The organism is Phytohabitans maris (assembly GCF_031085175.1).
GTDB lineage: Bacteria > Actinomycetota > Actinomycetes > Mycobacteriales > Micromonosporaceae > Phytohabitans > Phytohabitans maris.
Genome location: NZ_JAVHUY010000002.1, coordinates 167,290 through 194,024, shown reverse-complemented (window position 1 = coordinate 194,024; position 26,735 = coordinate 167,290). Strand labels below are relative to the sequence as shown.

Below are 26,735 nucleotides of genomic sequence, written 5' to 3'. Positions count from 1 at the left end.
ATGCGGCATGGGCGTGCCTGGCGAGGGGCTGGCGAAGGGGCTGGCCGTCACCCTCAAGACGATGACCCGCCGGTCGCACACGCAGCAGTACCCGGACGTGGCGCCCGACCTCCCGCCGCGCTCGCGCGGGGTGATCGCGCTGCTGGAGGAGAACTGCACGGTCTGCATGCTGTGCGCCCGCGAGTGCCCCGACTGGTGCATCTACATCGACTCGCACAAGGAAGAGGTGGTCGTGCCCGGCGCGGCCCGGGCCCGCCAGCGCAACGTGCTCGACCGCTTCGACATCGACTTCTCGCTCTGCATGTACTGCGGGATCTGCATCGAAGCCTGTCCCTTCGACGCGCTCTACTGGACGCCCGAGTTCGAGTACGCCGAGTACGACATCCGTGACCTCCTCCACGACAAGGGACGGCTCGGGGAGTGGATGGCCACCGTGCCGCCGCCGCCCGTGCACGACCCCAACGGCGAGCCGAGCAAGGAAGAGGCGACCGCGGCCAAGAAGGCGCAGACCCCATGACCGCCGCCGACGTGCTGCTGCTCGGGCTGGGTGCCGTGGCGGTGGGCTCGGCGCTGCTCGTGGTGACCACCAAGCACCTGGTGCGCGCCGGCCTGTACCTGGTGGTCTGCCTCGGCGCGATGGCCGGCCTCTACCTGGTGCTCACCGCCGAGCTCGTGGCCTGGGTGCAGGTGCTGATCTACGTGGGCGCGGTCGTGGTGCTGCTGCTCTTCGCGGTGATGCTGACTCGCGCCCCGATCGGCGCCTCCGACGACCTCGACCGCCCCGGCTGGCCGGCCGTGCTGGTCGGTGGCGGGGCCGGGCTGGGACTGGCCGCGTTGCTGGTCGACGCGTTCCGGTGGACCACAGTGGACCTGCCCGAGGCGGGCACCGCCGAGCGGCTTGGCAGCGACATCTTCGGCTCCTGGGTGCTCCCGTTCGAGGTACTCTCCGTGCTCCTGCTCGCCGCGCTCGTCGGGGCGATCGTGATCTCGCGCCCAGACATAGGGGCAGACCGGCGAGACGCGTGGCCAGGGGCAGACCGGCGAGACCCGGGGGCAGGTGCGGACCGGCGAGACGCAGGGGCAGGGGCAGGGGCGGACCGGCGAGGCGCGGGGGCGGACCGATGAGGCCGGTCATCCCGTACGTCACGGCCGCCCTGCTCTTCGGCATCGGGGTCTACGGAGTCCTGCGCCGCCGTAACGCGGTGCTGCTGCTGATGTCGGTCGAGCTCATGCTCAACGCGGTCAACCTGATCCTGGTCACCGCCGACACCACCGTACGGGCCGCGCTGCCGCACACCGGCCAGGTCTTCGCGCTCTTCGTCATCGTGATCGCCGCCGCCGAGGTGGGCGTGGGGCTGGCGATCGTGCTCCAGCTGTACCGCCTGCGAGCGAGCGTGGCCGTCGACGAGGTACCGCTGGAAAGGATCGACGCGTGATCCCGGGGGTGCTCCTCCCGGCCGTGCCGTTCGCCGCCGCCCTCGTCGGTCTCCTGCTGCCCCTGCGAGCCAGAAGAGCGGCGGCCACGGTAGCGGTCATCGGCGCGGGCGGCGCGCTCGCCATCGCTCCATTTCTGAATAAATCAGACGAAAGCCAGAGATGGCTGGACATCGGCGACCTCACCGTCACCTTCGGCGCGCGGGTCGACCAGCCCGCGATCCTCGTCGCCGTCGCGGTCGGCGTGGTCGCCCTCGCCGTGCAGGTCTACTCGATCGCCTACCTCGCCGGCGACGACCGCTACCCGCCGTACGCGGCCCAGGTCAGCCTCTTCACCGCCGCCATGCTGCTGGTCGTCGTCGCCGGTGACCTGATCATGTTGCTGGTCGGCTGGGAGGTGATGGGCATCTGCTCGTACCTCCTCATCGGCCACGACCGCCGCCTCCCCGAGGCCCCGGCCGCCGCGGTCAAGGCGTTCATCGTCACCCGGGTCGGCGACGTCGGCTTCCTGCTCGGGATCGCGGTGCTCGGCATCGGCGCGGGCACGTTCCGCATCGCCGGCGTGCTCGCCCACGACTACAGCGCCACCACGCTCACCGTCGCCGGCCTGCTGCTCCTCGCCGGCGTGGCGGGCAAGAGTGCCCAGTTCCCGCTGCACACCTGGCTGCCCGACGCGATGGCCGGCCCAACCCCGATCTCCGCGCTCATCCACGCCGCGACGATGGTGGCCGCCGGAATCTACGTCGTGACCCGGCTGTACCCGCTCTTCACCGGCACCGCCCTGGCCGTCCTCGGCGTCATGGCGGCGATCACGCTGCTGCTCGGCGCGCTCGCCGCCACCGCGCAAGACGACATCAAGCGGGTACTCGCCTGGTCCACCGTCTCCCAGATCGGCTACATGGCCGGTGCGCTCGCGGTCGGCTCCACCTCCGCCGCGCTCTTCCACCTGCTCACCCACGCCGCGTTCAAGGCGCTGCTCTTCCTTGCCGCCGGCTGCGTGATCCACGCGGTCGGCAGCACCCTGATGTCGCGGATGGGCGGGCTGCGGCGAGACATGCCGGTGACGTTCTGGTCGTTCGCGATCGGGTTGGGCGCGCTCGCCGGCCTCCCGCCGCTCGCCGGCTTCTGGAGCAAGGAGAGCATCGTCGTCGCCGCCCACCACCCGCACGGCCCGGCGCCTGAGTGGGTGGGGTGGCTGGTCTGGCTGGCCGCGCTGGCCGGCATCGCGATCACCGCCCTCTACGCCGCCCGCCTGCTGCGCGGCGTGTTCTTCGGGCCCGCCAACGCCCACGGCCACGAAGCACCGCCGCTCATGCGCTGGCCGATCGCCCTCCTCGCCGTCCCCAGCGCCCTCCTCGGCCTGGCCGTCTTCTGGCCGGCGTTTCGCGAGGCCATCGGCCTCGAAGAGGCCAGCATCGACGCCTGGGCGCTGCTCCCGGTCGCGCTGCTGGCCGCCGGCGCCGTCGTGGGTTGGCGCGGCGTGCCGACCGTCCCGGCCTTCGCCCGCGCGTTCTGGCTCGACGAGGTCCAGCACCTCCTCCTGGTACGCCCGGTGCGGTCCCTGGCCCACGGGATCCGGCTCGCCGACGAGGCGGGGGTCGACGGGGCGGTCGAGGGCACCGGACGTCTCGCCGTGGGCCTCGGCCGGCGCCTCGCCACCGCACACCGCAGCGGCCTGCCGCGCGCCGCCACCGCGGTACTCGCCGCCGCCGTCCTGCTCGCCGCCCTGGGGGTGATCCTGTGAGGTGGCTCCTGGTCGCCCTGCTGGCGGTGCCGGCCGCCGGCGCGCTGCTCGCCGCGTTCCTGCCGACGAAGGCCGGGCAGGTCGCCGGGACGGTGGCGGCCGCGGCCGCGCTCGGGCTGAGCCTGCCGCTCTACAAGGACTCCTGGTTCTCCTACGGATCCTCCGCCGTCCGCCCCTGGCACGAGGTCGACCTCAGCTGGGTGCCCGGCCTCGACCTGCGCTTCCACCTCGGCGTCGACGGCGTCTCGTACCCCCTGGTCGTGCTCACCGCCCTGCTCACGCTGCTCTGCTGCGCGTTCACGCTGTGGCGGGCGCTGGCACCCGGGCGCGGGCACACGCTGGTGGCGCTGCTGCTGGTGATCGAGGTGGGCATCCTCGGCACGTTCCTCGCGCTCGACCTGGTGCTCTTCTTCGTCTTCTTCGAGGTCGTGCTCCTGCCCATGTACGCGGTGATCGCGGTCTGGGGTGGCGACGACCGGGCACACGCCGCCCGCAAGTTCGTGCTGTACACGCTCTTCGGCTCGGTGCTGCTCCTCGTCGGCGTCTTCACGGTCGTGGTCTCGGCCGGCACCGCGGACATCGTCGCGCTCACCGGCGGCGGTGAGCTGTCGCGGGGCACCCAGATCGCGGCGTTCGTCCTGCTGGCGATCGCGTTCGCGGTGAAGAGTCCACTGTGGCCGCTGCACACCTGGCTGCCGGACGCGCACACCCAGGCGCCCACGGTCGGCAGCGTGATCCTGGCCGGCGTACTGCTGAAGATGGGCACGTACGGCCTGATCCGGGTCGCGGTCGGCGTGGCGCCGGAGGGCGCGCGGTGGGCCGCGCCGGCGCTCGGCATCCTGGCGGTCGCCGCGATCGTGGTGGGCTCGCTGGTGTGCCTGGCGCAGACCGAGCTCAAGCGGCTGATCGCGTACTCCAGCGTGGGCCACATGGGCTTCGTGCTGCTCGGCATCGCCACGCTCACCACCACCGGCATCCAGGCCGCGCTGATCGGCAACGTGGCGCACGGCGTGATCACCGGCCTGCTCTTCTTCCTCGCTGGGGCGATCAAGGAGCGGGCGCACACCGGCGAGCTCGCCCAGCTCGGCGGCCTCCGCGAGCAGTCGCCCTGGCTGGCCGGCATCCTCGCGTTCGCCGCGATCGCCTCGCTCGGGCTGCCCGGGCTGGCCGGCTTCTGGGGCGAGGCGTTCGCGGTGGTGGCCTCGCTGGACAGGGGCGGTCCACTCTGGACCACGCTGGCCGCGGTGGCGGCCGTGGGCGGGGCGCTCACCGCCGCGTACTTCCTCCGGCTCCTGCGCCGGGTCACCCACGGCCCGGCCGCCGGCGCGCTCGACCCGCCCGGCCTGGCCCGCGCCGAGGTGGCCGCCTGGGCGCCGCTCGTGCTGCTCGCGCTGGTCGTCGGCCTGCTGCCCGCGCTGGTGCTCGGCATGGCCGGTGACCCGGTCGGCGCGCTGGTCGAGGCGGTGCGGTCGTGACGCAGTCGGTCGACCACCTCGCGCTGCTGCCCGCCTACCTGGCCGCCGGCACCGCCGTACTCGTGCTGCTCACCGACCTCGTCCTGGCCCGCCGCGCCGCGGTGCTCGCGGTGGCCGCGCTCGGGGCGCTCGCCACCGCGGCGGGCGCCATCGGGATCGGGTCGGGGGACGACCGCCAGACGTTCTGCGTGCCCGATGCCTGCTCCTTTGTCGCGAACGACCGTTCTGCCCTGATCGCCGCCCTCTTCGCGCTGCTCACTCTCGGCGTGATCGGCCTCTCCGCCGCCACCAGGGACGTCCCGCCGGGGGAGTATGCCTTCCTGCTCGCCTGCTCGATGACCGGCGGTGTGGTGCTCGGCTCGGCCGGCGACCTGATCACGCTGATCGTGGCGCTGGAGACGCTCACCCTCCCCCTGTACGCGCTGGTCGGCCTCCGCCGCCGCACCGTGGCGAGCGCCGAGGGCGCGGTCACGTTCTTCGTGGTCAGCGTCGTGGCGACCGCGGTGACGCTGCTCGGCGCCGCCCTCCTGTACGCCGTGAGCGGTCGGGTCCACCTCGCCACGCTCGCCACCGGCCTGCCCGACCTCCCGCTCACCGGCGCGGCGGTGGTTCTGGTGCTGTCGGGGCTGGCGTTCAAGGTGGCCGCCGTGCCGTTCCACGCGTGGGCCCCGGCCACGTACGACGGCGCGCCCGTCCCGATCGCCGCCTACCTCTCCACCGCCTCGAAGCTGGGCGGGGTCATCGCGATCCTGTACGCGGTCGTCGACGGCCTCCGCCCGGCGCTCGACCTGGCCGGTCCCGCCCTCGCGGTGCTGGCCGTGCTCACGATGACGGTCGGCAACCTGGTCGCCCTCCGGCAGACCCGCATGGTGCGCCTGCTCGCCTGGTCGTCCGTGGCCCAGGCGGGGTACATCCTGGCCCCGCTCGGCGGGTTCATGCTGGCGGAGGGGCGCACCGCCGAGGCGCTGTCCGTGGCCGTTTCCGCCACCGTGGCGTACACCGTCTTTTATGTCCTCTTGGAGATCGGCGCGTTCGGCGCAGTGGTGGCGCTGCGCCCCGGCGAGGATGGCGGCCTGATCGCCGACTACCGCGGCGCCGCGCGCACCCACCCGTGGGCCGGCGCCGCCCTGGTGCTGGCGCTGGTCGGCCTCGCCGGCCTGCCCCCGGGGCTGGCCGGGCTCTTCGCCAAGGTCGTGGTGGTGCGCTCGCTGCTCGACGGCGGCGCCGGCTGGCTGGCCGTGGTGGTCGCGCTCAACGCGGTGATCGGCCTCGCGTACTACGTGCGGGTCGCCGCGGCCCTCTACGGGCCCGCGCCCGCCGCCGGCGTGCGCGCCCGGGTGCCGTGGGCGGTGGCGGCGGCGCTGGGCGCGGCCACGCTGGCGGTGGTATTGGTGGGGTTCGCTCCGCAGATGGTGCTCGACCTCTCCTGACCTGGGCCGACTCTCAGCAAGGTCACAGGAATGCGCGGATGATAGGAGGGGCATCAGGTTGTTACGCCTGATGCCGGGCCCTCCGGTCCCGGGTCCTGAAGGAGTGAGTGATCGTGCACAGGCATTGGAACGGTCTCAAGACGGCCGCTCTGCTCGGCCTGCTCTCCGGTATCGTGCTGGCCCTCGGCTACTGGTTCGGCGGCAGCGGCGGCCTGGTCATCGCGGTGATCATCGCGCTGGGCATCAACGCCGTCAGCTACTTCTGGTCCGACAAGATCGCGTTGCGGTCGATGCGGGCCAAGCCGGTCAGCGAGGCGGAGTTCCCCGCTCTGTACCAGATGGTGCGGGAGCTCTCGACCCAGGCGGGCCAGCCGATGCCCCGGCTGTACGTGAGCCCCACGATGCAGCCCAACGCCTTCGCCACCGGGCGTAACCCGCGTCACGCGGCGGTCGCGGTGACGCAGGGCATCACCCAGATCCTCGACTACCGCGAGCTGCGCGGCGTCATCGGCCACGAGCTGTCGCACGTCTACAACCGCGACATCTTGATCTCCAGCGTCGCCGGCGCGCTCGCGACCATCATCACGTTCGTCGCCAACATCGCGCTGTTCCTCCCGCTGGGCGGAGACGACGACGATGGCGTCAACCCGGCCGTGCTGCTGCTGATGGTGATCCTCGGCCCGATCGCGGCCTCGGTCATCCAGCTGGCGATCAGCCGGAGCCGCGAGTACCAGGCCGACGCCTCCGGCGCGCGGCTGACCAACGACCCGCTGGCGCTCGCCTCCGCGCTCCGCAAGATCCACTACGGCGCGCAGCGGCTGCCGCTCCCGGCGGAGGGCCAGCTCACCAGCACCGCCCACCTGATGATCGACAACCCGTTCAAGGGCGGCGGCATCGCGTCGCTGTTCTCCACCCACCCGCCGATGGCCGAGCGGGTGCGCCGCTTGGAGCAGATGGCCGCCAACTCCGGCCCGGTCCAGTTCCAGCGGTAGTCCGCACCTCTCTGTACGGGCCCGGGGTCACCGACCCCGGGCCCGTAATCGTGTAGCCGCCGCCGGCGGATCTTGGTTAGGGTCGGATGGGTCTGTCGGTCATTACATGGGAGGTGCGCTGTGGCCGCGCTGCGCCATTACTCGGCGGTCTGGCGGATCCCCGGCGCTCCGGTCCTCCTCGTGGTCGGCATCGTCGCCCGGCTGGGCATCGGCATGACGCCGCTGGCGCTGCTGCTCCTCGTCCAGCAGGCCACCGACCGGTACACCCCCGCCGCCATCGCGGGCGGCATCTACGCCGTGGCCGGCGCCGCCCTCAGCCCGGTGGCGGGACGCATCGCCGACCGGATCGGCCCCTCGCCGGTACTCCTGCTGACCGGCATCGCCCACCCCGTCGCGCTCGGCGCGCTGATGCTCGCCAGCCGGATGGACACGATGCCGGTGATCTTCGCGGCCTCGGCGGTGGCGGGCGCCACGTACCCGCCGCTGACCGCTGCCATCCGCGGCGCCTGGAACGATCTCACCGAGCCCGGCGGCGACCGCCACCACGTCCGCGGCGCGGCGCTGGCGGCGGAGACCACGCTCTTCGAACTCGTCTTCGTGATCGGCCCGCTGCTGGTCGCCGGCTTCGTGCTCTTCGCCAGCCCGGCCGCCGCGATCGTGGGGGCGGCCGTCCTGACCCTGGTCGGCACGCTGATCGTCGCCCGTGGCAAGGCGATGCGTGGCTGGCGCCCGCACCCCGCCGAGCAGCACACGCGCGGGCTCGGCCCGCTCCGGATCGGCGGCTTCCCGGCGCTGCTGGTCTGCGTGGCGGGCCTCGGCACCGCGTTCGGCGCTGCCGGCGTGATCGTGCCGGCGTACGCCAGCCGGCACAGCGACGGCGACAGCCTCGGCGGCCTGCTGCTCGCGCTCTGGGCGCTGGGCAGCGCGACCGGCGGTTTCTGGTTCGGCACCCGGCCGCCGGTGCGCAACCAGGCGAGGCAGTTCGCGCTGCTGCTCGGGGCGCTGGCGGCCACGTTCGCCCTGTACGCCCTCATGCCGCACCCGATCGCGCTCGGCATCGCCCTGGTCGCCGGCGGCGCCACGATCGCGCCGGCCCTCACGCTGGAAAACAACATGGTGGGCCGCATCGCGCCGCCCACCATGCTCAACGAGGCATACACCTGGGTCATCACCGTCGCGGTCGCGTTCACCGCCGTGGGTGGCTCGGTCTCCGGCCTGATCGTCGACCAGCCCGGCGGCGTACCGTGGGCGTTCCTCTTCGGCGGCGCCGCGGTGGGCGTAGCGGCCGTGGTGGCCGGCCTCCCGTCCGGCTCGATCGCGCGAGCCGATGCCCGCGCGACGGCCCGCATCGACCAGGCGCTGGCCGCGACCAGCGGCTCCTGAGCTACCGGTAGTCGGTGAAAGCTACCGGTAGTTGGTGAACTGGAGCGCGATCCCGAAGTCCGACGACTTGAGCAGGCTGATCACGGCCTGAAGGTCGTCCTTCTTCTTGCCGGTCACCCGCAGCTGGTCACCCTGGATCTGCGCCTGCACACCCTTGGGCCCCTCGTCGCGGATCGCCTTACTGATCGCCTTCGCCTTCTCCTGGTCGATCCCCTGGACGATCTTGCAGTCGATCTTCGACGTCTTACCCGATGTCCGCGGCTCGCCCGCGTCCAGGGCCTTCAGCGAGATGTTGCGCTTGACCAACTTGTCCTTGAACACCTCGAGCGCCGCCCGGACCCGATCCTCCGTCTCCGCCTGGAGACTGACCGCCTCCTCACCCGACCAGGAGATCTGCGCGCCTGTGCCGCGGAAGTCGAAGCGCGTGGTGAGCTCCTTCTCCGCCTGCCGGAGTGCGTTGTCGACCTCCTGCCGGTCGACCTTGCTGACGACGTCGAACGACGGGTTGGCTGCCATAGGTCATGCTCCTGCTTTGTGCCGATATGAAGATGTTCCGGGGCCAGTGACCCCCCGACCGTACCCGGTTGCGAGACCGCCCACCGCAACCGCTATCCTTGCTTCCGCTGCCGCGATCACCGTGGCGGCACGCCCTAGGCGGGTTGCCCGAGCGGCCAATGGGAGCGGACTGTAAATCCGTCGCGAAAGCTACCCAGGTTCGAATCCTGGACCCGCCACACGTAGGGAAAAATCGGCCCCTGACCAGCCGTGCTGCTGGCAGGGGCCGGTCTGTGTCAGCTGAGCTCGACGGTGACGCCGCCGGAGAAGGGCGAGTCGTGCAGCTCGAGCTTGGTCAGGCTGGTCTCCTTCGGCACGTCGAAGACCAGCACGGCGTCGACCCGGTTGCCGGGGTTGATCTCGTTGAGAAAGAGATCGTTGTCGTCGCTGGCGTACATGCTCGCCAGGCTGTCCGCGTCGAACTTTCGCTCCGCGGCGTCGTAGGCGTACTGCGAGGTGGCGTCGAGGGTCCGGGCGCTGTCGCCGATGTTCTCGACGCTCATCGACACCAGGCAGAACTGGCCCTGGATCGTCGCCGTTGACCTGCCCCTGACGTGCGGTGGCGGGGCCGGCCCGGGCGGCGACGCCGGTCCGTACGATTTTGGTGGTGGGCGTGGATTGTTCATGATCTCAACGTAGGACCGCCGGTCACCGGCGGTAGCTGGACGGGCGTCAGGGGTACGGTCGGCTGAGTGGTGGTCGGTCGTGCGTACCGAATTCGACGAAAGGGACGTCGCGGGACGCCGTGAGTGGTCGTTCTTTAGGTTGATTAGCGCATCGGCCATTCGGATCGATTGGGACAAAGCTTCAGCCCGGTTCTTACTCCCGGCGGTTTGTGATTGCGTCGTGGGATCGCCTGCCGACTGCTGGATCGGGAGGTGGATTCGCGTTCCAGCGCCGTATGTCGTAGTGGCAGAAGAGTGGTGCCACAAAATGCGTCGATGATTGTCGTTGCTTACTCGTGGGTCACCAAATAAGGTTTGATAAACGCTAGCGAATACGCAAATGCAACCGTCGGACCGGGAAACCCGGACCGGCGGGGTCCCGTCCGGGCGCAAGATCCACTGGCTGTGGGTGCCTGACGTGCGGCGGGGCTGGCGCAAGGTGGGACGAGGTGGGCGAAGAGGAAGACCTCAGCAAGTGTGGACAAAGGCGACGGAGTGCCACAGCCCACAAATCTCACACAAAGCATCCATGGCTCTGCGTGAAGGCGGGAAAATCGCCCCTTTCTCAACCAGATGTGGGGCATCGGCGGGGCCGGCCGGCCGGTGAAATCTTGCACGAACGTGGGGCCGCCTAAAGTCCAGCTAAGTTTCCGGTCAGCCGTTCAGCCATGTTTTTCGCGCAGTGTGGTTCTAAGCCGCCGATCAGGATGTGCGGGCGCCGCTCGGTGTGGCACGATCAGCTCAGCACGAAGTTCGTGCAGTTACATCTGGTTACCCCCCGACGGGAGCGTTCGATGCGTGCACGTTGGCTGAGCCGCCTCGCCGGCTTGGTCCTGGCGCTGGCAGCGTTGGGCATACCGGCCCGCGCCGCTTCCGGCGGCTTCTCGACCTTGGATTACGACTGGGGTGCACCGACCGTCTCCTCGGTCGTCGACATCGCGCCCGCATCAGGAGCCGGCAGCACCACCGCGCCGTGACTGGGATGGCCAAGCGTCGGAGATCAGCGGGACGTGCGGCCGAGCGAGGCTGGCTCATCACAGGTCCCCTGGGCCTGCTAGCTGCGATCTGGGCCGCGACGTTGGCGCTCGCCCAGACCAACTGGACCGAGGCGCCCGGCATCCACTACCCCGCCGTCTACCAGACCTGGGGCGTGGCGGCGCTGCTGCTGGCGGTGTTCGTCGGTGCCGAGGTCGCCGTCTTCCATTTCGTGATCCGCCGCCAAGGCTTCATCATCACGATCAACGAGATCCCGTTGGTCCTGGCCCTGTTCTATCTCCCGCCGCTGATGGTCGTCCTGGCCTACTCGGCGAGCACCCTGATCGCGCAGATCCGGCGGCGCAGCGCCCCGGTAAAGCTGTGGTTCAACGTCGCAAAGAACGCGGCGGGCACCTCGCTGGCCGGACTCGTGCTCCTCGCCCTGCCGTCCATCCAGGACGACGTCGGTCCCAGCACCTGGGGCGTGCTGTTCGCCGCCGTCGCGACCCACGTCCTTGTGACGCTCATCGCGGTGATCGGCGTGATCTCGCTGGTGCAGGGCCCGCAGGCCGGGCGAGAGGTCATCCGCACCGCCAACCCGACCCTGCTGACCACCGCGGTCAACGTGGCGATCGGGCTGGTCATCCTCATCGTGCTGTCGGCGACACTGTGGGCCGTCGTGCTGCTCGTCGTGCTGGTCACCGTGCTCGCGCTGGTCTACCGCTCGTACGCGCGCTTCGTCCAGCAGCACCGCATGCTCACCGATCTGTACGAGCTGACCCAGGCCGTCGGCGGTGACCGCCACGGCGACACGCTCGCCGACACGCTCCTCGGGCGGGTCCGGGCGATGATGCAAGCCGAGTACGCCACGCTCTGGCTCCCGGCGCAGGGCCGCCACCCGGAGGTCATGCTCTCCGCCCGCGTCGACGACTCCGGCCTGCTCGACGTGGCGCCGACCCCGGTCGCGGTGCGCGCCCGCTCGCAGGAGGAGGGGGGCCGCACGGTCGCCGTCGGCGCCCGCTTCGAGACCGATGGCGGGCTGCGAGACGCGCTGCGCGACAGCGGGGTCAAGGACGTCATCGTCACGCCGCTGCGCTCCGGCTCGGCGGTGATCGGCACGCTCGAGGTGGTCAACCGCCTCGGCGACCTGGGCAACTTCACCGGTGCCGACGTGCGGATGCTGGAGACGATCGCGGCACACGCCGGCGTGGCGGTGGAAAACTCGCGGCTGGTCGACCGGCTGCGCTACGACGCCTACCACGACGGGCTCACCGCGCTCGCCAACCGGCGGCGGATCACCGAGGCGCTGGAGGAGTCGGTCGTCGTGCGGGCGCCCGGCGAGGTGGTCGCGGTGCTCCTCTTCGACGTCGACCGGCTGCGCGACGTCAACGAGTCGCTCGGCCACGCGGCCGGTGACAAGCTGCTCGCCGAGGTGGCCCGGCGGCTGCGCGCGTTCGCGCCGCCCGCGGCGCTGGTGGGGCGGGTCGGCGGCGACGAGTTCGTGGTGACGCTCCGCTCGGAGAGCATCGAGGCGGCCGCCCAGCTCGCCGCCGAGCTGCGCGAGCAGGTGCGCGACCCGATCATGTTCGGCACGCTCACGCTCGACGTGGACACAGCCGTCGGCGTCGTCGTACACCCGGATCATGGGACCGATCCCGCGACGCTGCTGCAGCGGGCCGACGTGGCGGCGACCACCGCGAAGTCGGTGCCCGGGGGTGTGCAGCTCTTCAGCGCGGGCCTGGAGTCGCGGTCGGTGCGCCGGCTGGAGCTCGCCGGCGACCTGCGCCGCGCGCTCGACAACGAGGAGCTGGAGGTCTACTTCCAGCCCAAGGTGACGCTGACCGACCGGCGGCTGGTGGGCGTGGAGTGCCTGGCCCGGTGGGAGCACCCGGCGCACGGTGCGGTCTCGCCGGAAGACTTCGTGGCGGTGGCCGAGCACACCGGCCAGCTCGGCCGGCTCACCGAGGCGGTGCTCAAGGAAGGGCTGCGGCGTTGCCGGGAGTGGGCCGACGCCGACCGCCCGCTCTCCGTCGCGGTCAACCTCTCCCCGCGTACGCTGGTCGACCCCGGTTTCCCCGGTCGCGTGGAGGCGCTCCTGCGGGAGTACGGGGTGTCGCCCGAGCGGGTCACGTTCGAGATCAAGGAAGACGGCGTCACCGGCCCCACCGACCGGCCGTTACCCACGCTGCGGCGGCTCCGCGAGATCGGGGTGCGGCTCTCGGTCGACGACTTCGGCACCGGCTACTCCTCACTGTCTTATCTGCGCCGCCTGCCGGTGCACGAGGTGAAGATCGACCGCTCGTTCGTGCAGGGCATGGCGACTGACGCCGGCGACCTGGCGATCGTGCGGGCGGTGGTGGCGCTGTCGCTGCAGTTCGGCCTCACGGTGGTCGCCGAGGGCGTGGAGAGCGAGCTGACGCTCGACCTGCTCAAGGAGATGGGCTGCGAGATCGGCCAGGGCTTCCTCTTCAGCCGCCCCTTGCCGTACGAGCGGCTGGAGGCGTGGTTTGGCGCCCGCACCGAGGCCGAGCCGACCCCTCTGGGCGAGGTCCGCCGCCTCCGCGCGGTGACCTGAATCCCAAGCCCGACACGGGTATCCCGATTTCGCCTGGGGAAGCGTGACGTGTACTCTTACCCAGGCGCACGCGCCCCCTTAGCTCAGTCGGCAGAGCGTCTCCATGGTAAGGAGAAGGTCTACGGTTCGATTCCGTAAGGGGGCTCAGCGGGTCATCCTGGACCCACCTCGGCGGTGTAGCTCAGATGGCAGAGCAAGCGGCTCATAATCGCTGTGTCGCCGGTTCAAGTCCGGCCACCGCTACGCACGTAACGGACGCCACTGGCGTCCGCTTCGCACGTCCGGGTACTCTGGTGCGCCGGTAAGCGCGAAGACCCCAGTTGACGAGGAAGGCACTCTGCCGTGGCCAAGGCGACCGACGTCCGTCCCAAGATCACTATGGCGTGTGTGGAGTGCAAGGAGCGCAACTACATCACGCGTAAGAACCGTCGCAACGACCCGGACCGCATCGAGCTGAAGAAGTTCTGCCCGCGTTGCGGCAAGCACACGGCGCACCGCGAGACGCGCTGACGCCACAGAGAGCCTGAGATCGCGCGGGTGGGCATTCGCCCCCCGCGCGTTCGGCGTATAGGACCGCGCAAGCTTCTGAGCACCGGCGGACGGTAGGTTCGCTGCATGCCACTGGACAAGTCCTTCGTCGGCCGGACCTACCCGCCGACCCCTCCTTACCAGGTCGGCCGGGAGAAGATCCGCGAGTTCGCGAAGGCCATCGGCGCGATCGACCCGCTGCACCTCGATCCGGAGGCCGCCCGCGCCGCCGGGTACCCGGACGTCGTCGCGCCGCCCACCTTTCCGGTGTTGATCACCATGGAGGCGAGCCGCCAGATCGTCGACGACCCGGCGCTCGGCGTCGACTACACCCGGGTCGTGCACGGCGACCAGCGCTTCGCGTACCAGCGGCCGGTGGTGGCCGGTGACGAGCTGGTCTGCGTCAACAGCGTCGAGGAGATCATGTCCCGGGGTGGGCACGACTTCCTGACCACCCGTACCGACGTCAGCACCTCGGCCGGCGAGCCGGTGGTGAGCGTCTGGTCCAAGCTCGTCGTACGCGGGGAGGGCTGAGATGGAAGAGCTGCCCACACAGACCTACCGGGTCACCCGGGCCGACCTGGTGCGCTACGCGGGCGCCTCCGGCGACTTCAACGTCATCCACTGGAGCGAGCGGCTCGCCACGAAGGTGGGGCTGCCCGGCGTGATCGCCCACGGCATGCTCACGATGGCGCTGGCCGGCCGGGCGGTCACCACCTGGGCCGGCGCGGCCGACGCGGTGGTCGACTTCAGCGTGCGGTTCAGCCGGCCGGTGCCGGTGCCGGACGACGACGAGGGTACGGAGATCGAGTTTCGCGGCGTGGTCAAGGGTGAGACCGAGGAGGGGCTGACCCAGATCGACATCACCGCGACCTGCCACGGCGAAAAGGTGCTTTCCCAGGCCCGGGCGATCGTTCACCGTCAGCGCGCGTAGACGGGTGCCAGGTTGGGAATCTCAGGGGCGTACCCGTACACTGGTGCGCCGTGGGGTAGCTACCCCTGCCCGGGCGTGCCTTGGGTGGGATCGCTGCCTCCACAGGGGTGTGGCGCAATTGGCAGCGCAGCGGTCTCCAAAACCGCAGGTTGCAGGTTCGAGTCCTGTCGCCCCTGCGCCTAAGGCCTGACCGGCCCCGGGACAGGTCCCGCCGGCTTCGCTGGCCACGGCTCGTCTCCGGGACCGGTGGGGCAAAGTGTCAACCCACCCCCCACGGAGGGCGAAGTGGCCGAGAGCAAGCGGCGTGGCGAAGAGCCCGCGGACGACGACTTCGACGACCTCGACGAGTCGTTCGACGACGCTGTCGACGATGACGCCGACGACGACGAGGACCAGCCGGTCTCGCGCGGCGGCACGGCCACCCGTGAGCGCCGCAAGACCGAGCCCGCCGACAAGCCGAAGGCGAAGAAGGACGTCGCCCGGGTGGGGATCTTCGGCCGGCTGGTGCGGTTCTTCCGCGAGGTCGTCGCCGAGCTCCGTAAGGTCATCTGGCCGACCCGCAAGGAGCTGTTGACCTACACCGCGGTCGTGGTCGTGTTCGTCGCCTTCATGTTGGCGATCGTGGCCGGCCTCGACTACGGGTTCGCCAAGGGCGTGTTGTTCGTCTTCGGCAACCAGGAATAGACAAAGACGGAAGTGAGCGAGCGTGCCTGAGTACGACGAGACCGCTGCGGCGGCCGACGAGCAGTCCGCGGTGGCGACCGCCGCCGAGCCGGAGGCGGTCGAGGCCGACAGCGAGCCGGAGTACACGCCGGTCGCCGAACCTGACGGCGACTACGACCCGGTGGCCGAGCTGCGGCAAAAGCTGCGCTACGCACCCGGCGACTGGTACGTGGTGCACTCCTACGCTGGCTACGAAAACAAGGTCAAGACCAACCTCGAGACCCGCATCACGAGCCTCGACATGGAGGACTTCATCTTCCAGGTCGAGGTGCCGACCCGCGAAGAGGTCGAGGTCAAAAACGGCAAGCGCCTCCAGGTGCAAAACAAGGTCTTCCCCGGCTACATCCTGGTGCGGATGGAGCTGACCCCGGAGTCCTACTCCTGCGTGCGCAACACGCCGGGCGTGACCGGCTTCGTCGGTGCGACCGACCGGGCCGACCGCCCCGCGCCGCTCTCGCTCGACGAGGTGCTCAAGTGGCTGGCGCCGGCGGTCGAGACCGAGCAGAAGAAGGTCAAGCCGGAGGTCAAGGTGCTTGACTTCGAGGTCGGCGACTCGGTGACCGTCACCGACGGTGCCTTCGCTTCGCTGCCGGCGACGATCAGCGAGATCAACGCCGATCAGCAAAAGCTCAAGGTGCTGGTGTCGATCTTCGGCCGGGAGACGCCGGTCGAGCTCAACTTCAACCAGGTCGCGAAGATCTAGCGGTGGTCGCGGCCCGCCGGATGGCGGCGGGCCCCTTCGCGGTACTCTTGAACGTCGGCCTGTCGGCTGCGCTTGACCGTGCGCGCCTCCACGGGCCGTCATCCACGTCATCACCACGCCCAGGAAAGAGCCATGCCTCCGAAGAAAAAGCTCGTCAAGACGTTCACACTGCAGTTGCCGGCGGGTCAGGCCACGCCGGCGCCGCCGGTCGGTCCGGCGCTGGGCCAGCACGGCGTCAACATCATGGAGTTCTGCAAGTCCTACAACGCGCAGACCGAGTCGCAGCGGGGCGACATCGTCCCGGCTGAGATCAGCGTGTACGAGGACCGCTCCTTCACGTTCGTGCTGAAGACCCCGCCCGCCGCGCGCCTGCTGATCAAGGCGGCCGGCGTGCAGAAGGGCTCCGGCACGCCGCACACCGAGAAGGTCGGCTCGGTCAGCCGCGCCCAGCTGCGCGAGATCGCCGAGAAGAAGATGGCGGACCTGAACGCCAACGACCTCGACCACGCCGAGCGGATCATCGCCGGCACCGCCCGTTCCATGGGCATCACCGTCAAGGAGTAGTGCGACCGTCAAGGGAGCACGACAGAGCACTCGTGGGAGGGCCCACGCGGGCCCGCCGAGACCACAGGAGAAAACGCAGATATGCCGCACAGCAAGAGCTACCGCAAGGCTCTCGACCTGATCGACCGGTCGAAGCTCTACACCCCTTCCGAGGCGATCAAGCTCGCCAAGGAGACCAGCACGGTCAAGTTCGACGCCACGGTCGAGGTCGCGATGCGCCTCGGCGTCGACCCTCGCAAGGCCGACCAGATGGTCCGCGGCACGGTCAACCTGCCGCACGGCACCGGCAAGACGGTCCGCGTGATCGTCTTCGCGGCGGGCGCCAAGGCCGAGGAGGCCGCGGCCGCGGGCGCTGACGAGGTGGGCACCGACGAGCTGGTCGCCCGCATCCAGGAAGGCTGGCTGGACTTCGACGCGGCGATCGCCACGCCGGACCAGATGGCCAAGATCGGTCGGATCGCGCGGATCCTGGGCCCGCGCGGTCTGATGCCCAACCCCAAGACGGGCACCGTGACCATGGACGTCAGCAAGGCCGTCACCGACATCAAGGGCGGGAAGATCACCTTCCGGGTGGACAAGCACTCCAACCTGCACCTGATCATCGGCAAGGCTTCGTTTACGGAGCAGAAGCTGGTGGAGAACTACGCCGCCGTGCTCGACGAGATCCTCCGGGCCAAGCCGTCGGCGGCCAAGGGCAAGTACCTGAAGAAGGTCACCGTCACCACCACGATGGGCCCCGGCGTGCCGGTCGACCCCAACGTGACCCGCGGCCTCACCGAGGCCACCGCGGAGGCCTGATCCCTCTTCGCCAGAGGCGGCGCGTTTCCCGGTCGGGGAGCGCGCCGCCCTCGATTTGGCGGGTACGGCACCACCGCGTACCCTTACCGGCGAAGTACCACCCGAAGACCGCTGGTCACCGCGCTCCGGCGCGGTCGAAGGTCCCGTTCGACGGGCGACCCGCGCAGGGCGGTGTGCGAGTCAGCGAGACAGCATGTCCCGCCCCGTGCGCCCTGCGCCGGGGCGTTTTCGTTGTCCGGGCCCGGGTGCACCAGCCAGGCGCAACGAGAGGAGGGACATGGCGGACAAGCCGGTTCGGGCCGACAAGGCCACGGCCGTCGCCGAGCTCACCGAGCACTTCCGCAAGGCGGAGGCGACCGTGCTGACCGAGTACCGCGGCCTCACGGTCGCGCAGCTCACCCAGCTGCGGCGCTCGCTGGGTCAGGCCGCGACGTACTCGGTCGCGAAGAACACCCTGGCCAAGCGTGCCGCGACGGACGCGGGCATCAGCGGCCTCGACAAGCTGTTCTCCGGTCCTACCGCGCTCACTTTCGTCTCCGGCGATGTGGTGGAGGCGGCGAAGGGCCTGCGCGAGTTCGCGAAGGCCAACCCGGCTCTGATCATCAAGGGCGGCGTGTTCGAGGGCAGGGCGATCTCGGCTGACGAGGTCAACAAGCTCGCCGACCTCGAGTCCCGTGAAGTGCTGCTGGCCAAGCTGGCCGGCGCCATGAAGGCGAACCTGAGCAAGGCCGCGGCCGTGCTCCAGGCCCCGCTGACGAAGACCGCTCGTCTGGCGGCCGCTCTGCAGGACAAGCGCGAGAAGGAACAGGCCGCTCAGTAAGGCGGCGAGTCAGCTCCCTGGGTGCGGGCGTAGCACGCGACGACCAACCCCGGGAAATTCGAAACAAACCAAGGAAGGACGCCAGACACCATGGCGAAGCTCAGCACCGACGAGCTGCTCGACGCGTTCAAGGAGATGACGCTGATCGAGCTGTCGGACTTCGTGAAGCAGTTCGAGGAGACGTTCGACGTCCAGGCCGCCGCGCCGGTGGCCGTCGCCGCGGCCGGCCCGGCCGGTGGCGCCGCCGCCGCTCCGGTGGAGGAGGAGAAGGACGAGTTCGACGTCATCCTCGAGGCCGACGGTGGCAAGAAGATCCAGGTCATCAAGGTCGTGCGCGAGCTGACCGGCCTGGGCCTGAAGGAGGCCAAGGACCTGGTCGAGGCCGCGCCGAAGCCGGTCCTGGAGAAGGCCAACAAGGAGAACGCCGAGAAGGCCAAGACCAAGCTCGAGGCCGAGGGCGCCAAGGTCACCCTCAAGTAAGGTGTGACTCCGCGCGCGTCCCGCGCGAGCTCTCCAGTGGGCTCCCCGCTACCCGAAAAGGTGGTGACGGGGAGCCCATTTCATGCATCCAGAGTGGAATTTCGGGCGTGGCGGCGATCACGGTAGTCCGACCCGCGCCAGAACCCTTGACGCAGCGTTTGCTGGCAGGCACGCTGACATCAGCAAGTCCTTCCGCGCTTGCAACGGCCACCGGCGGGGTAAGGCGGCGTTGGTCCACCATTGGTGAGATCACCAGCGCAGCCGACCGGCCGGCACCGGGCTAGCGTGCCGCGTTCTGAGCGGCCTGGAGGCGCCGTGAGGTGCCACGAGGTGCGTTCCGCGTCGCGCTGCCATGGTGGGCTGGACAGCGGTTAGCCGTTCGGCTACACTGCTAGTTTGCGCTGCCTTCCGACTTTAGCCCTGCCCGGTTTGTCCGAAACTGGCCGCCCGGATCGGGGTCAGTCGGGGTGCGCGCGCAACGGCCGTTTTGCAGCACCGGTCCTCGGAAGGACGCATCTTGGCAGCTTCCCGCCCTGCGAAGACCAGTCGTACGTCGAGCGCATTTGCTCCCCGCCGGATTTCATTCGGCAGGATCACCGAACATCTTGAGGTCCCCAACCTCCTCGCCATCCAGACCGAGTCGTTCGACTGGCTGGTTGGCAACGAGGCCTGGCAGGGCCGGTCGGCTGATGACCCGCACGCCCGCTCAGGTCTCGCGGAAATCCTCGACGAGATTAGTCCGATTGAGGACTTCTCGGGCACCATGTCCCTTTCCTTCTCCGCCCCCCGCTTCGACGAGGTCAAGGCCTCGATCGAGGAGTGCAAGGAGAAGGACCTGACGTACTGCGCTCCGCTCTTCGTGACCGCGGAGTTCACCAACAACACCACTGGCGAGATCAAGAGCCAGACGGTGTTCATGGGTGACTTCCCGATGATGACCCCCAAGGGCACGTTCATCATCAACGGCACCGAGCGTGTGGTCGTCAGCCAGCTCGTCCGCTCCCCGGGCGTCTACTTCGACAAGCAGCCGGACAAGACGTCCGACCGCGACCTCTCCAGCGTCAAGGTGATCCCGAGCCGGGGTGCCTGGCTGGAGTTCGACATCGACAAGCGCGACACCGTCGGCGTCCGCATCGACCGCAAGCGCCGCCAGGCCGTCACGGTCCTGCTCAAGGCCATCGGCTGGACCAACGAGCAGATCCGCGAGCGGTTCGGCTGGTCCGAGCTGATGATGACCACCCTGGAGAAGGACCACATCGCCGGCCAGGACGAGGCGCTGCTCGACATCTACCGCAAGCTGCGGCCCGGTGAGCCGCCGACCCGGGAGAACGCCCAGACCCTGCTCGACAACCTCTTCTTCAACTCGAAGCGGTACGACGTCGCCAAGGTCGGGCGCTACAAGTTCAACAAGAAGCTCGAAATCGACATCCCGATCACCACGGGCACGCTGACCGTCGAGGACATCGTCGCCACGGTCGAGTACCTCTGCCGCCTGCACTCGGGTGAGGAGGGGTACGAGGCCGACGACATCGACCACTTCGGCAACCGGCGCCTGCGCACGGTGGGCGAGCTGATCCAAAACCAGGTCCGGGTCGGCCTGTCCCGGATGGAGCGGGTCGTCCGCGAGCGGATGACCACCCAGGATGTCGAGGCGATCACGCCGCAGACCCTGATCAACATCCGTCCGGTGGTGGCGGCGATCAAGGAGTTCTTCGGCACGTCGCAGCTGTCCCAGTTCATGGACCAGACCAACCCCCTGGCGGGCCTGACCCACCGCCGGCGCCTCTCCGCGCTGGGCCCCGGTGGTCTGTCCCGCGAGCGGGCCGGCTTCGAGGTTCGCGACGTGCACCCGTCCCACTACGGCCGGATGTGCCCGATCGAGACCCCGGAAGGTCCCAACATCGGCCTGATCGGCGCGCTCTCCACGTTCGGGCGGGTCAACCCGTTCGGCTTCATCGAGACGCCGTACCGGAAGGTGGACAACGGTCGGGTCACCGACCAGATCGACTACCTGACGGCGGACGAGGAGGACCGGTTCGTCAAGGCCCAGGCCAACGCCCCGCTCAAGTCCGACGGCAGCTTCGCCGAAGACCGGGTGCTGGTCCGCCGAAAGGGTGGCGAGGTCGACTTCGTCCCGCCGTCCTCGGTCGACTACATGGACGTCTCGCCGCGCCAGATGGTGTCGGTCGCGACCGCCATGATCCCGTTCCTCGAGCACGACGACGCCAACCGGGCGCTGATGGGCGCCAACATGCAGCGCCAGGCGGTGCCGCTGGTCAAGGCCGAGTCGCCGCTGGTGGGCACCGGCATGGAGTACCGGGCCGCCGTCGACGCCGGTGACGTGGTCGTCGCCGAGGTCGGTGGCGTGGTCGAGGACCTGTGCGCCGACTACGTGACGGTGCACCAGGACGACGGTCACCGCCGCACCTACCTGCTGCACAAGTTCCGCCGCTCCAACGCCGGCTCCTGCGTCAACCAGAAGCCGGTCGTCTTCGAGGGCGACCGCGTCGAGGCCGGCCAGGTCATCGCCGACGGCCCGTGCACCGACGAGGGCGAGATGGCGCTCGGGCGCAACCTGCTCGTGGCGTTCATGCCGTGGGAGGGGCACAACTACGAGGACGCGATCATCCTGTCGCAGCGCCTCGTGCAGCAGGACGTGCTCACCTCGATCCACATCGAGGAGCACGAGGTCGACGCCCGCGACACCAAGCTGGGTCCGGAGGAGATCACCCGCGACATCCCGAACGTCAGCGAGGAAATGCTCGCCGACCTCGACGAGCGTGGCATCATCCGGATCGGCGCGGAGGTCGTGCCCGGCGACATCCTGGTCGGCAAGGTCACGCCCAAGGGCGAGACCGAGCTGACCCCTGAGGAGCGGCTGCTTCGCGCGATCTTCGGTGAGAAGGCGCGTGAGGTCCGGGACACCTCGCTGAAGGTGCCGCACGGCGAGACCGGCACGGTCATCGGCGTCCGCACCTTCTCCCGCGAGGACGGCGACGAGCTGCCCCCGGGCGTCAACGAGCTGGTCCGCGTCTACGTGGCCCAGAAGCGCAAGATCCAGGACGGTGACAAGCTCGCGGGCCGCCACGGCAACAAGGGCGTCATCTCCAAGATCCTGCCGGTCGAGGACATGCCGTTCCTGGAGGACGGCACGCCGGTCGACATCGTGCTCAACCCGCTGGGTGTGCCGAGCCGGATGAACATCGGCCAGGTCCTGGAGACCCACCTCGGGTGGGTGGCCAAGACCGGCTGGAAGATCGAGGGCGAGGACGCCGAGTGGAAGCGGGCGCTCCAGTCGATCGGCGCCGACACGTCGGAGCCGGACACCAACGTGGCGACGCCGGTCTTCGACGGCGCCAAGGAGGCGGAGATCAGCGGCCTGCTGGCCAGCTCCCTGCCCAACCGTGACGGCGTTCAGCTCGTCGGCGGTTCGGGCAAGGCCCAGCTGTTCGACGGCCGCTCCGGTGAGCCGCTGCCGGACCCGATCGCGGTCGGCTACATCTACATCCTGAAGCTCAACCACCTGGTCGACGACAAGATCCACGCTCGCTCGACCGGCCCGTACTCGATGATCACGCAGCAGCCGCTGGGTGGTAAGGCGCAGTTCGGTGGTCAGCGCTTCGGTGAGATGGAGTGCTGGGCGATGCAGGCGTACGGCGCGGCATACGCCCTCCAGGAGCTGCTCACGATCAAGTCCGACGACGTGCTCGGCCGCGTGAAGGTCTACGAGGCCATCGTCAAGGGCGAAAACATCCCCGAGCCCGGCATCCCGGAGTCGTTCAAGGTGCTCCTCAAGGAGCTCCAGTCGCTGTGCCTCAACGTCGAGGTGCTGAGCAGCGACGGCGTGGCGCTGGAGATGCGGGAGACCGACGACGAGGTCTTCCGGGCCGCGGAGGAGCTGGGCATCGACCTGTCTCGGCGTGAGCCAAGCAGCGTCGAGGAAGTCTGAGGTGGCGGGTCGGGGGTGACACCTCACCCCCGACCCACCCCATGAGCTGGCAAGAGATACGACACGACTCGAGGGACATAAATTGCTCGACGTCAACTTCTTCGACGAGTTGCGCATCGGCCTGGCGACAGCTGACGACATCCGCCAGTGGTCGCACGGCGAGGTGAAGAAGCCTGAGACGATCAACTACCGCACGCTCAAGCCGGAAAAGGACGGGCTCTTCTGCGAGAAGATCTTCGGTCCGCAGCGGGACTGGGAGTGCTACTGCGGCAAGTACAAGCGGGTCCGCTTCAAGGGCATCATCTGTGAGCGCTGCGGCGTCGAGGTGACCCGCTCGAAGGTCCGCCGTGAGCGGATGGGCCACATCGAGCTGGCCGCCTCGGTCACCCACATCTGGTACTTCAAGGGTGTGCCGAGCCGCCTGGGCTACCTGCTCGACCTGGCGCCCAAGGACCTCGAAAAGATCATCTACTTCGCGTCGTACGTGGTGACCGGGGTGGACACCGAGGCCCGCCACCGCGACATGTCGACGATCGAAAACGAGATCCTCGCCGAGAAGCGGCAGTCGGAAAACAGCCGCGACTCGGAGATCGAAAAGCGCGCCGCCAAGCTCGAGGCCGACCTGGCCGAGCTCGAGGCGGAGGGTGCCAAGGCCGACGTGCGGCGCAAGGTCAAGGAGTCCGGCGAGCGCGAGATGCGCCAGATCCGCGACCGGGCGCAGCGCGAGATCGACCGGCTCGACGAGGTGCTCGACACGTTCCGCAAGCTGGAGCCCAAGCAGCTGGTCACCGACGAGCTGCTCTACCGGGAGCTGCGCGACCGGTTCGGCGAGTACTTCAACGGCGGCATGGGCGCCGAGGCGATCAAGGCCCTGCTGGAAAACATGGACCTGGACGCCGAGGCGGAAAACCTGCGCGAGGTCATCCGGTCCGGCAAGGGCCAGCGGAAGATCCGGGCGCTCAAGCGGCTCAAGGTCGTGGCGGCGTTCCTCAACACCCGCAACTCGCCGCTCGGTATGGTGCTCGACTGCGTTCCGGTGATCCCGCCGGACCTGCGTCCGATGGTGCAGCTCGACGGTGGCCGCTTCGCGACCTCCGACCTCAACGACCTGTACCGCCGCGTGATCAACCGCAACAACCGGCTCAAGCGCCTGATCGACCTGGGCGCGCCCGAGATCATCGTCAACAACGAGAAGCGGATGCTGCAGGAGGCCGTCGACGCGCTGTTCGACAACGGCCGCCGCGGCCGTCCGGTCACCGGTCCGGGCAACCGGCCGCTGAAGTCGCTGTCCGACATGCTCAAGGGCAAGCAGGGCCGCTTCCGGCAAAACCTGCTCGGCAAGCGCGTCGACTACTCCGGCCGTTCCGTGATCGTCGTCGGCCCGCAGCTGAAGCTGCACCAGTGCGGCCTGCCCAAGCAGATGGCGCTGGAGCTCTTCAAGCCGTTCGTGATGAAGCGCCTGGTCGATCTCAACCACGCGCAAAACATCAAGTCCGCCAAGCGGATGGTCGAGCGGCAGCGGCCGGTCGTGTGGGACGTCCTGGAGGAGGTCATCGGCGAGCACCCGGTGCTGCTCAACCGGGCGCCGACGCTGCACCGCCTGGGCATCCAGGCCTTCGAGCCGCAGCTGGTCGAGGGCAAGGCGATCCAGATCCACCCGCTCGTCTGCACCGCGTTCAACGCGGACTTCGACGGTGACCAGATGGCGGTGCACGTGCCGCTGTCCGCCGAGGCCCAGGCCGAGGCGCGGATCCTGATGCTGTCGTCCAACAACATCCTCAAGCCGGCCGACGGCAAGCCGGTGACCATGCCGACCCAGGACATGGTCATCGGGCTGTACCACCTGACCCACCTCACGCCGGAGGCGCAGGGTGTGGGCCGGGAGTTCAGCTCGGACGCCGAGGCGCGGATGGCCTTCGACAACGGCGAGCTCGACCTGCAGGCGCCGATCAAGGTACGGCTGCGCGACGTCGTCGAGGTCGACAACGGTGCCGGCCAGCCCAAGTGGACCGCTCCCGAGGAGTGGACGCCGGGCGAGCCGCTCATCGTCGAGACCACGCTGGGCCGGGCGCTCTTCAACGAGACCCTGCCCAAGGGCTACCGGTACGTGAACTACGAGATCCGCAAGGGTCAGCTCTCGGCGATCGTCAACGACCTCGCCGAGCGGTTCCCGAAGGTCGCCCTCGCCGCCACGCTCGACGCGCTCAAGGAGGCCGGTTTCCACTGGGCCACCTGGTCCGGCGTGACGATCGGCATGGAGGACGTCATCGCGCCGCCGCGCAAGCCGGAGATCATGGAGCGGTACGAGAAGGAAGCCGACCGGATCGACAAGCAGTACCAGCGTGGTCTGATGACGGCCGAGGAGCGCCGCGGCGAGCTCATCGAGATCTGGACCAAGGCCACCAACGAGGTGGCCAAGGAGATGGAGACCTCGCTGCCGCAGGAAAACCCGCTGTGGAAGATGATCAACTCGGGTGCCCGCGGTAACCTGCTCCAGCTCCGCCAGATCGCGGCGATCCGTGGCCTGGTGGCCAACCCCAAGGGTGAGATCATCCCGCGGCCGATCAAGTCCAGCTACCGCGAGGGCCTCTCCGTGGTGGAGTACTTCATCTCCACCCACGGTGCCCGCAAGGGTCTGGCCGACACCGCGCTGCGTACCGCCGACTCGGGTTACCTGACCCGGCGTCTGGTGGACGTGTCGCAGGACGTGATCATCCGCGAGGAGGACTGCGGCACCGACCGCGCGATCCCGATGGCGGTAGGCGAGACGATCAACGGCCAGCTCGTGGTGCACGAGCACGCCGAGACCGGTGTGCACGCCCGCACCCTGGCCGACGACGTCAAGGGTGCCGACGGCACGGTGGTCGCCGAGCGGGGCACCGACCTCAACTCGATCGTCGTCGACAAGCTGGTCGCGGCCGGCGTCGAGACGGTCCGCGTCCGCAGCGTGCTCACCTGCGAGTCCAAGCTGGGCGTCTGCGCGGCCTGCTACGGCCGTTCGCTGCCGACCGGCAAGACCGTGGACGTCGGCGAGGCGGTCGGCATCATCGCCGCCCAGTCGATCGGTGAGCCCGGCACCCAGCTGACGATGCGTACGTTCCACACCGGTGGTGTCGCCGGTGAGGACATCACGCAGGGTCTGCCGCGTGTGCAGGAGATCTTCGAGGCGCGCGTGCCCAAGGGCAAGGCGCCGATCGCCGACACGCCTGGCCGGATCCGGATCGAGGACGGCGAGCGTTCGCGGAAGATCATCATCGTTCCCGACGACGGGAGCGACGAGATCGTCCACGACAAGATCTCCAAGCGCGTGCGCCTGCGCGCGCACGACGGAGACCACGTCGAGGTCGGCGAAAAGCTCACCGAGGGCACGATCGACCCGCACGAGCTCCTGCGGATCCTCGGCCCGCGCGCGGTGCAGGTCCACCTGACCCAGGAGGTCCAGGAGGTCTACCGCTCGCAGGGTGTGCTCATCCACGACAAGCACATCGAGATCATCATTCGGCAGATGCTGAAGCGGGTCACGGTGATCGACTCGGGTTCCACCGAGTTCCTGCCGGGTGTGCTGGTCGACCGGGCCGTCTTCGAGTCGGAAAACCGCCGGCTCGTGTCGGAGGGTGGCGAGCCCGCCGCCGGTCGTCCGGTGCTCATGGGTATCACCAAGGCCTCGCTGGCGACCGACTCCTGGCTCTCGGCGGCCTCCTTCCAGGAGACCACCCGGGTGCTGACCGACGCGGCGATCAACGCGCGCAGCGACTCGCTGATCGGCCTCAAGGAGAACGTCATCATCGGCAAGCTCATCCCGGCCGGTACCGGCATCAGCAGGTACCGCAACATCCGGGTGGAGCCCACCGAGGAGGCGAAGGCCAAGGTGTACTCGATGACCGGCTACCCCGAGACCGACTACGGATTCGGGCCGGCCAGCGGGCAGGCCGTGCCGCTGGACGACTTCGACTTCGGGTCTTACCGGTAAGTCCTGGTCCGTCGCGAAGCGCCCCGCACACCACGTGC

22 protein-coding genes, 4 tRNA genes and 1 pseudogene are annotated in these 26,735 nt (G+C 69.4%); 25 read left to right on the top strand and 2 right to left on the bottom strand.

Annotated features, from left to right (window positions below; translation table 11 throughout):
* Positions 1-7: 7 nt before the first annotated feature.
* The 8 genes and pseudogenes from RB614_RS02695 to RB614_RS02660 all read left to right on the top strand — a co-directional run.
* A pseudogene (locus RB614_RS02695) lies at positions 8-514 on the top strand (NuoI/complex I 23 kDa subunit family protein); the annotation flags it as partial.
* Complete coding sequence (locus tag RB614_RS02690; RefSeq protein ID WP_308710697.1) at positions 514-1,125, top strand: NADH-quinone oxidoreductase subunit J family protein; 612 nt, start codon at positions 514-516, stop codon at positions 1,123-1,125. The pseudogene RB614_RS02695 and the gene RB614_RS02690, both read left to right, overlap by 1 nt.
* Positions 1,122-1,436: an NADH-quinone oxidoreductase subunit NuoK gene (gene nuoK / locus RB614_RS02685; protein ID WP_308710696.1), complete on the top strand. Its 315-nt coding sequence runs from the start codon at positions 1,122-1,124 to the stop codon at positions 1,434-1,436. Before RB614_RS02690 ends, nuoK begins: the two co-directional genes overlap by 4 nt.
* Positions 1,433-3,178, top strand: a complete 1,746-nt coding sequence (locus tag RB614_RS02680; protein ID WP_308710695.1) for an NADH-quinone oxidoreductase subunit 5 family protein — start codon at positions 1,433-1,435, stop codon at positions 3,176-3,178. Before nuoK ends, RB614_RS02680 begins: the two co-directional genes overlap by 4 nt.
* Entirely contained in the window at positions 3,175-4,653 is a 1,479-nt protein-coding gene (locus RB614_RS02675) for a complex I subunit 4 family protein (protein ID WP_308710694.1), read from the top strand. The genes RB614_RS02680 and RB614_RS02675 overlap by 4 nt, the downstream gene beginning before the upstream one ends.
* Positions 4,650-6,083 (top strand): NADH-quinone oxidoreductase subunit N, encoded by a 1,434-nt coding sequence (locus RB614_RS02670; protein WP_308710693.1) that lies wholly within the window; start codon positions 4,650-4,652, stop codon positions 6,081-6,083. The genes RB614_RS02675 and RB614_RS02670 overlap by 4 nt, the downstream gene beginning before the upstream one ends.
* Before the next feature lie 113 nt (positions 6,084-6,196).
* Positions 6,197-7,075 (top strand): zinc metalloprotease HtpX, encoded by an 879-nt coding sequence (gene htpX / locus RB614_RS02665; RefSeq protein WP_308710692.1) that lies wholly within the window; start codon positions 6,197-6,199, stop codon positions 7,073-7,075.
* A 120-nt stretch (positions 7,076-7,195) separates the two neighbouring features.
* Entirely contained in the window at positions 7,196-8,458 is a 1,263-nt protein-coding gene (locus RB614_RS02660) for an MFS transporter (RefSeq protein ID WP_308710691.1), read from the top strand.
* 21 nt (positions 8,459-8,479) lie between these two features.
* On the opposite strand, the gene RB614_RS02655 is transcribed toward RB614_RS02660, so the two are convergent.
* Complete coding sequence (locus RB614_RS02655) at positions 8,480-8,974, bottom strand: YajQ family cyclic di-GMP-binding protein (RefSeq protein ID WP_308710690.1); 495 nt, start codon at positions 8,972-8,974, stop codon at positions 8,480-8,482.
* A gap of 137 nt (positions 8,975-9,111) precedes the next feature.
* On the opposite strand from RB614_RS02655, the gene RB614_RS02650 reads away from it, so the two are divergent.
* A tRNA-Tyr gene (locus RB614_RS02650) sits at positions 9,112-9,192 on the top strand.
* A gap of 57 nt (positions 9,193-9,249) precedes the next feature.
* On the opposite strand, the gene RB614_RS02645 is transcribed toward RB614_RS02650, so the two are convergent.
* A complete protein-coding gene (locus RB614_RS02645; protein WP_308710689.1) occupies positions 9,250-9,639 on the bottom strand; it encodes a DUF4352 domain-containing protein in 390 nt (129 codons plus the stop codon).
* A gap of 833 nt (positions 9,640-10,472) precedes the next feature.
* Between RB614_RS02645 and RB614_RS02640 the strand changes: the two genes are divergently transcribed.
* The 16 genes from RB614_RS02640 to RB614_RS02565 all read left to right on the top strand — a co-directional run bounded on the left by RB614_RS02640 (position 10,473) and on the right by RB614_RS02565 (position 26,697).
* A complete protein-coding gene (locus tag RB614_RS02640) occupies positions 10,473-10,655 on the top strand; it encodes a hypothetical protein (protein WP_308710688.1) in 183 nt (60 codons plus the stop codon).
* 5 nt (positions 10,656-10,660) lie between these two features.
* Positions 10,661-13,228, top strand: a complete 2,568-nt coding sequence (locus tag RB614_RS02635; protein ID WP_308710687.1) for a putative bifunctional diguanylate cyclase/phosphodiesterase — start codon at positions 10,661-10,663, stop codon at positions 13,226-13,228.
* Positions 13,229-13,300: 72 nt separating this feature from the next.
* Positions 13,301-13,373, top strand: a tRNA-Thr gene (locus RB614_RS02630).
* 25 nt (positions 13,374-13,398) lie between these two features.
* Positions 13,399-13,471 (top strand) — tRNA-Met (locus RB614_RS02625).
* Positions 13,472-13,570: 99 nt separating this feature from the next.
* A complete protein-coding gene (gene rpmG, locus RB614_RS02620) occupies positions 13,571-13,738 on the top strand; it encodes a 50S ribosomal protein L33 (RefSeq protein WP_167925014.1) in 168 nt (55 codons plus the stop codon).
* Between the two features lie 105 nt (positions 13,739-13,843).
* The gene (locus tag RB614_RS02615; protein ID WP_308710686.1) at positions 13,844-14,290 is read left to right on the top strand and encodes an FAS1-like dehydratase domain-containing protein; all 447 of its coding nucleotides are present in this window, start codon (positions 13,844-13,846) and stop codon (positions 14,288-14,290) included.
* A gap of 1 nt (position 14,291) precedes the next feature.
* On the top strand, positions 14,292-14,690 hold the full coding sequence (locus RB614_RS02610) for a MaoC family dehydratase (protein ID WP_308710685.1): 399 nt from the start codon (positions 14,292-14,294) through the stop codon (positions 14,688-14,690).
* 103 nt (positions 14,691-14,793) lie between these two features.
* Positions 14,794-14,866: transfer RNA gene (locus RB614_RS02605), tRNA-Trp, on the top strand.
* Positions 14,867-14,975: 109 nt separating this feature from the next.
* Positions 14,976-15,374, top strand: a complete 399-nt coding sequence (gene secE / locus RB614_RS02600) for a preprotein translocase subunit SecE (RefSeq protein WP_308710684.1) — start codon at positions 14,976-14,978, stop codon at positions 15,372-15,374.
* 22 nt (positions 15,375-15,396) lie between these two features.
* On the top strand, positions 15,397-16,116 hold the full coding sequence (nusG, locus tag RB614_RS02595) for a transcription termination/antitermination protein NusG (protein ID WP_308710683.1): 720 nt from the start codon (positions 15,397-15,399) through the stop codon (positions 16,114-16,116).
* Between the two features lie 132 nt (positions 16,117-16,248).
* On the top strand, positions 16,249-16,680 hold the full coding sequence (gene rplK, locus RB614_RS02590; protein ID WP_308710682.1) for a 50S ribosomal protein L11: 432 nt from the start codon (positions 16,249-16,251) through the stop codon (positions 16,678-16,680).
* 81 nt (positions 16,681-16,761) lie between these two features.
* A complete protein-coding gene (rplA, locus tag RB614_RS02585) occupies positions 16,762-17,478 on the top strand; it encodes a 50S ribosomal protein L1 (RefSeq protein WP_308710681.1) in 717 nt (238 codons plus the stop codon).
* 277 nt (positions 17,479-17,755) lie between these two features.
* Positions 17,756-18,298 carry a 50S ribosomal protein L10 gene (gene rplJ / locus RB614_RS02580; protein WP_308710680.1) on the top strand — a complete coding sequence of 181 codons (543 nt, stop codon included), beginning with the start codon at positions 17,756-17,758 and terminating at the stop codon, positions 18,296-18,298.
* 90 nt (positions 18,299-18,388) lie between these two features.
* Positions 18,389-18,778 (top strand): 50S ribosomal protein L7/L12, encoded by a 390-nt coding sequence (rplL, locus tag RB614_RS02575; protein ID WP_308710679.1) that lies wholly within the window; start codon positions 18,389-18,391, stop codon positions 18,776-18,778.
* Between the two features lie 517 nt (positions 18,779-19,295).
* Entirely contained in the window at positions 19,296-22,727 is a 3,432-nt protein-coding gene (gene rpoB / locus RB614_RS02570; RefSeq protein WP_308710678.1) for a DNA-directed RNA polymerase subunit beta, read from the top strand.
* Between the two features lie 82 nt (positions 22,728-22,809).
* The gene (locus RB614_RS02565) at positions 22,810-26,697 is read left to right on the top strand and encodes a DNA-directed RNA polymerase subunit beta' (RefSeq protein ID WP_308710677.1); all 3,888 of its coding nucleotides are present in this window, start codon (positions 22,810-22,812) and stop codon (positions 26,695-26,697) included.
* Positions 26,698-26,735: the final 38 nt, after the last annotated feature.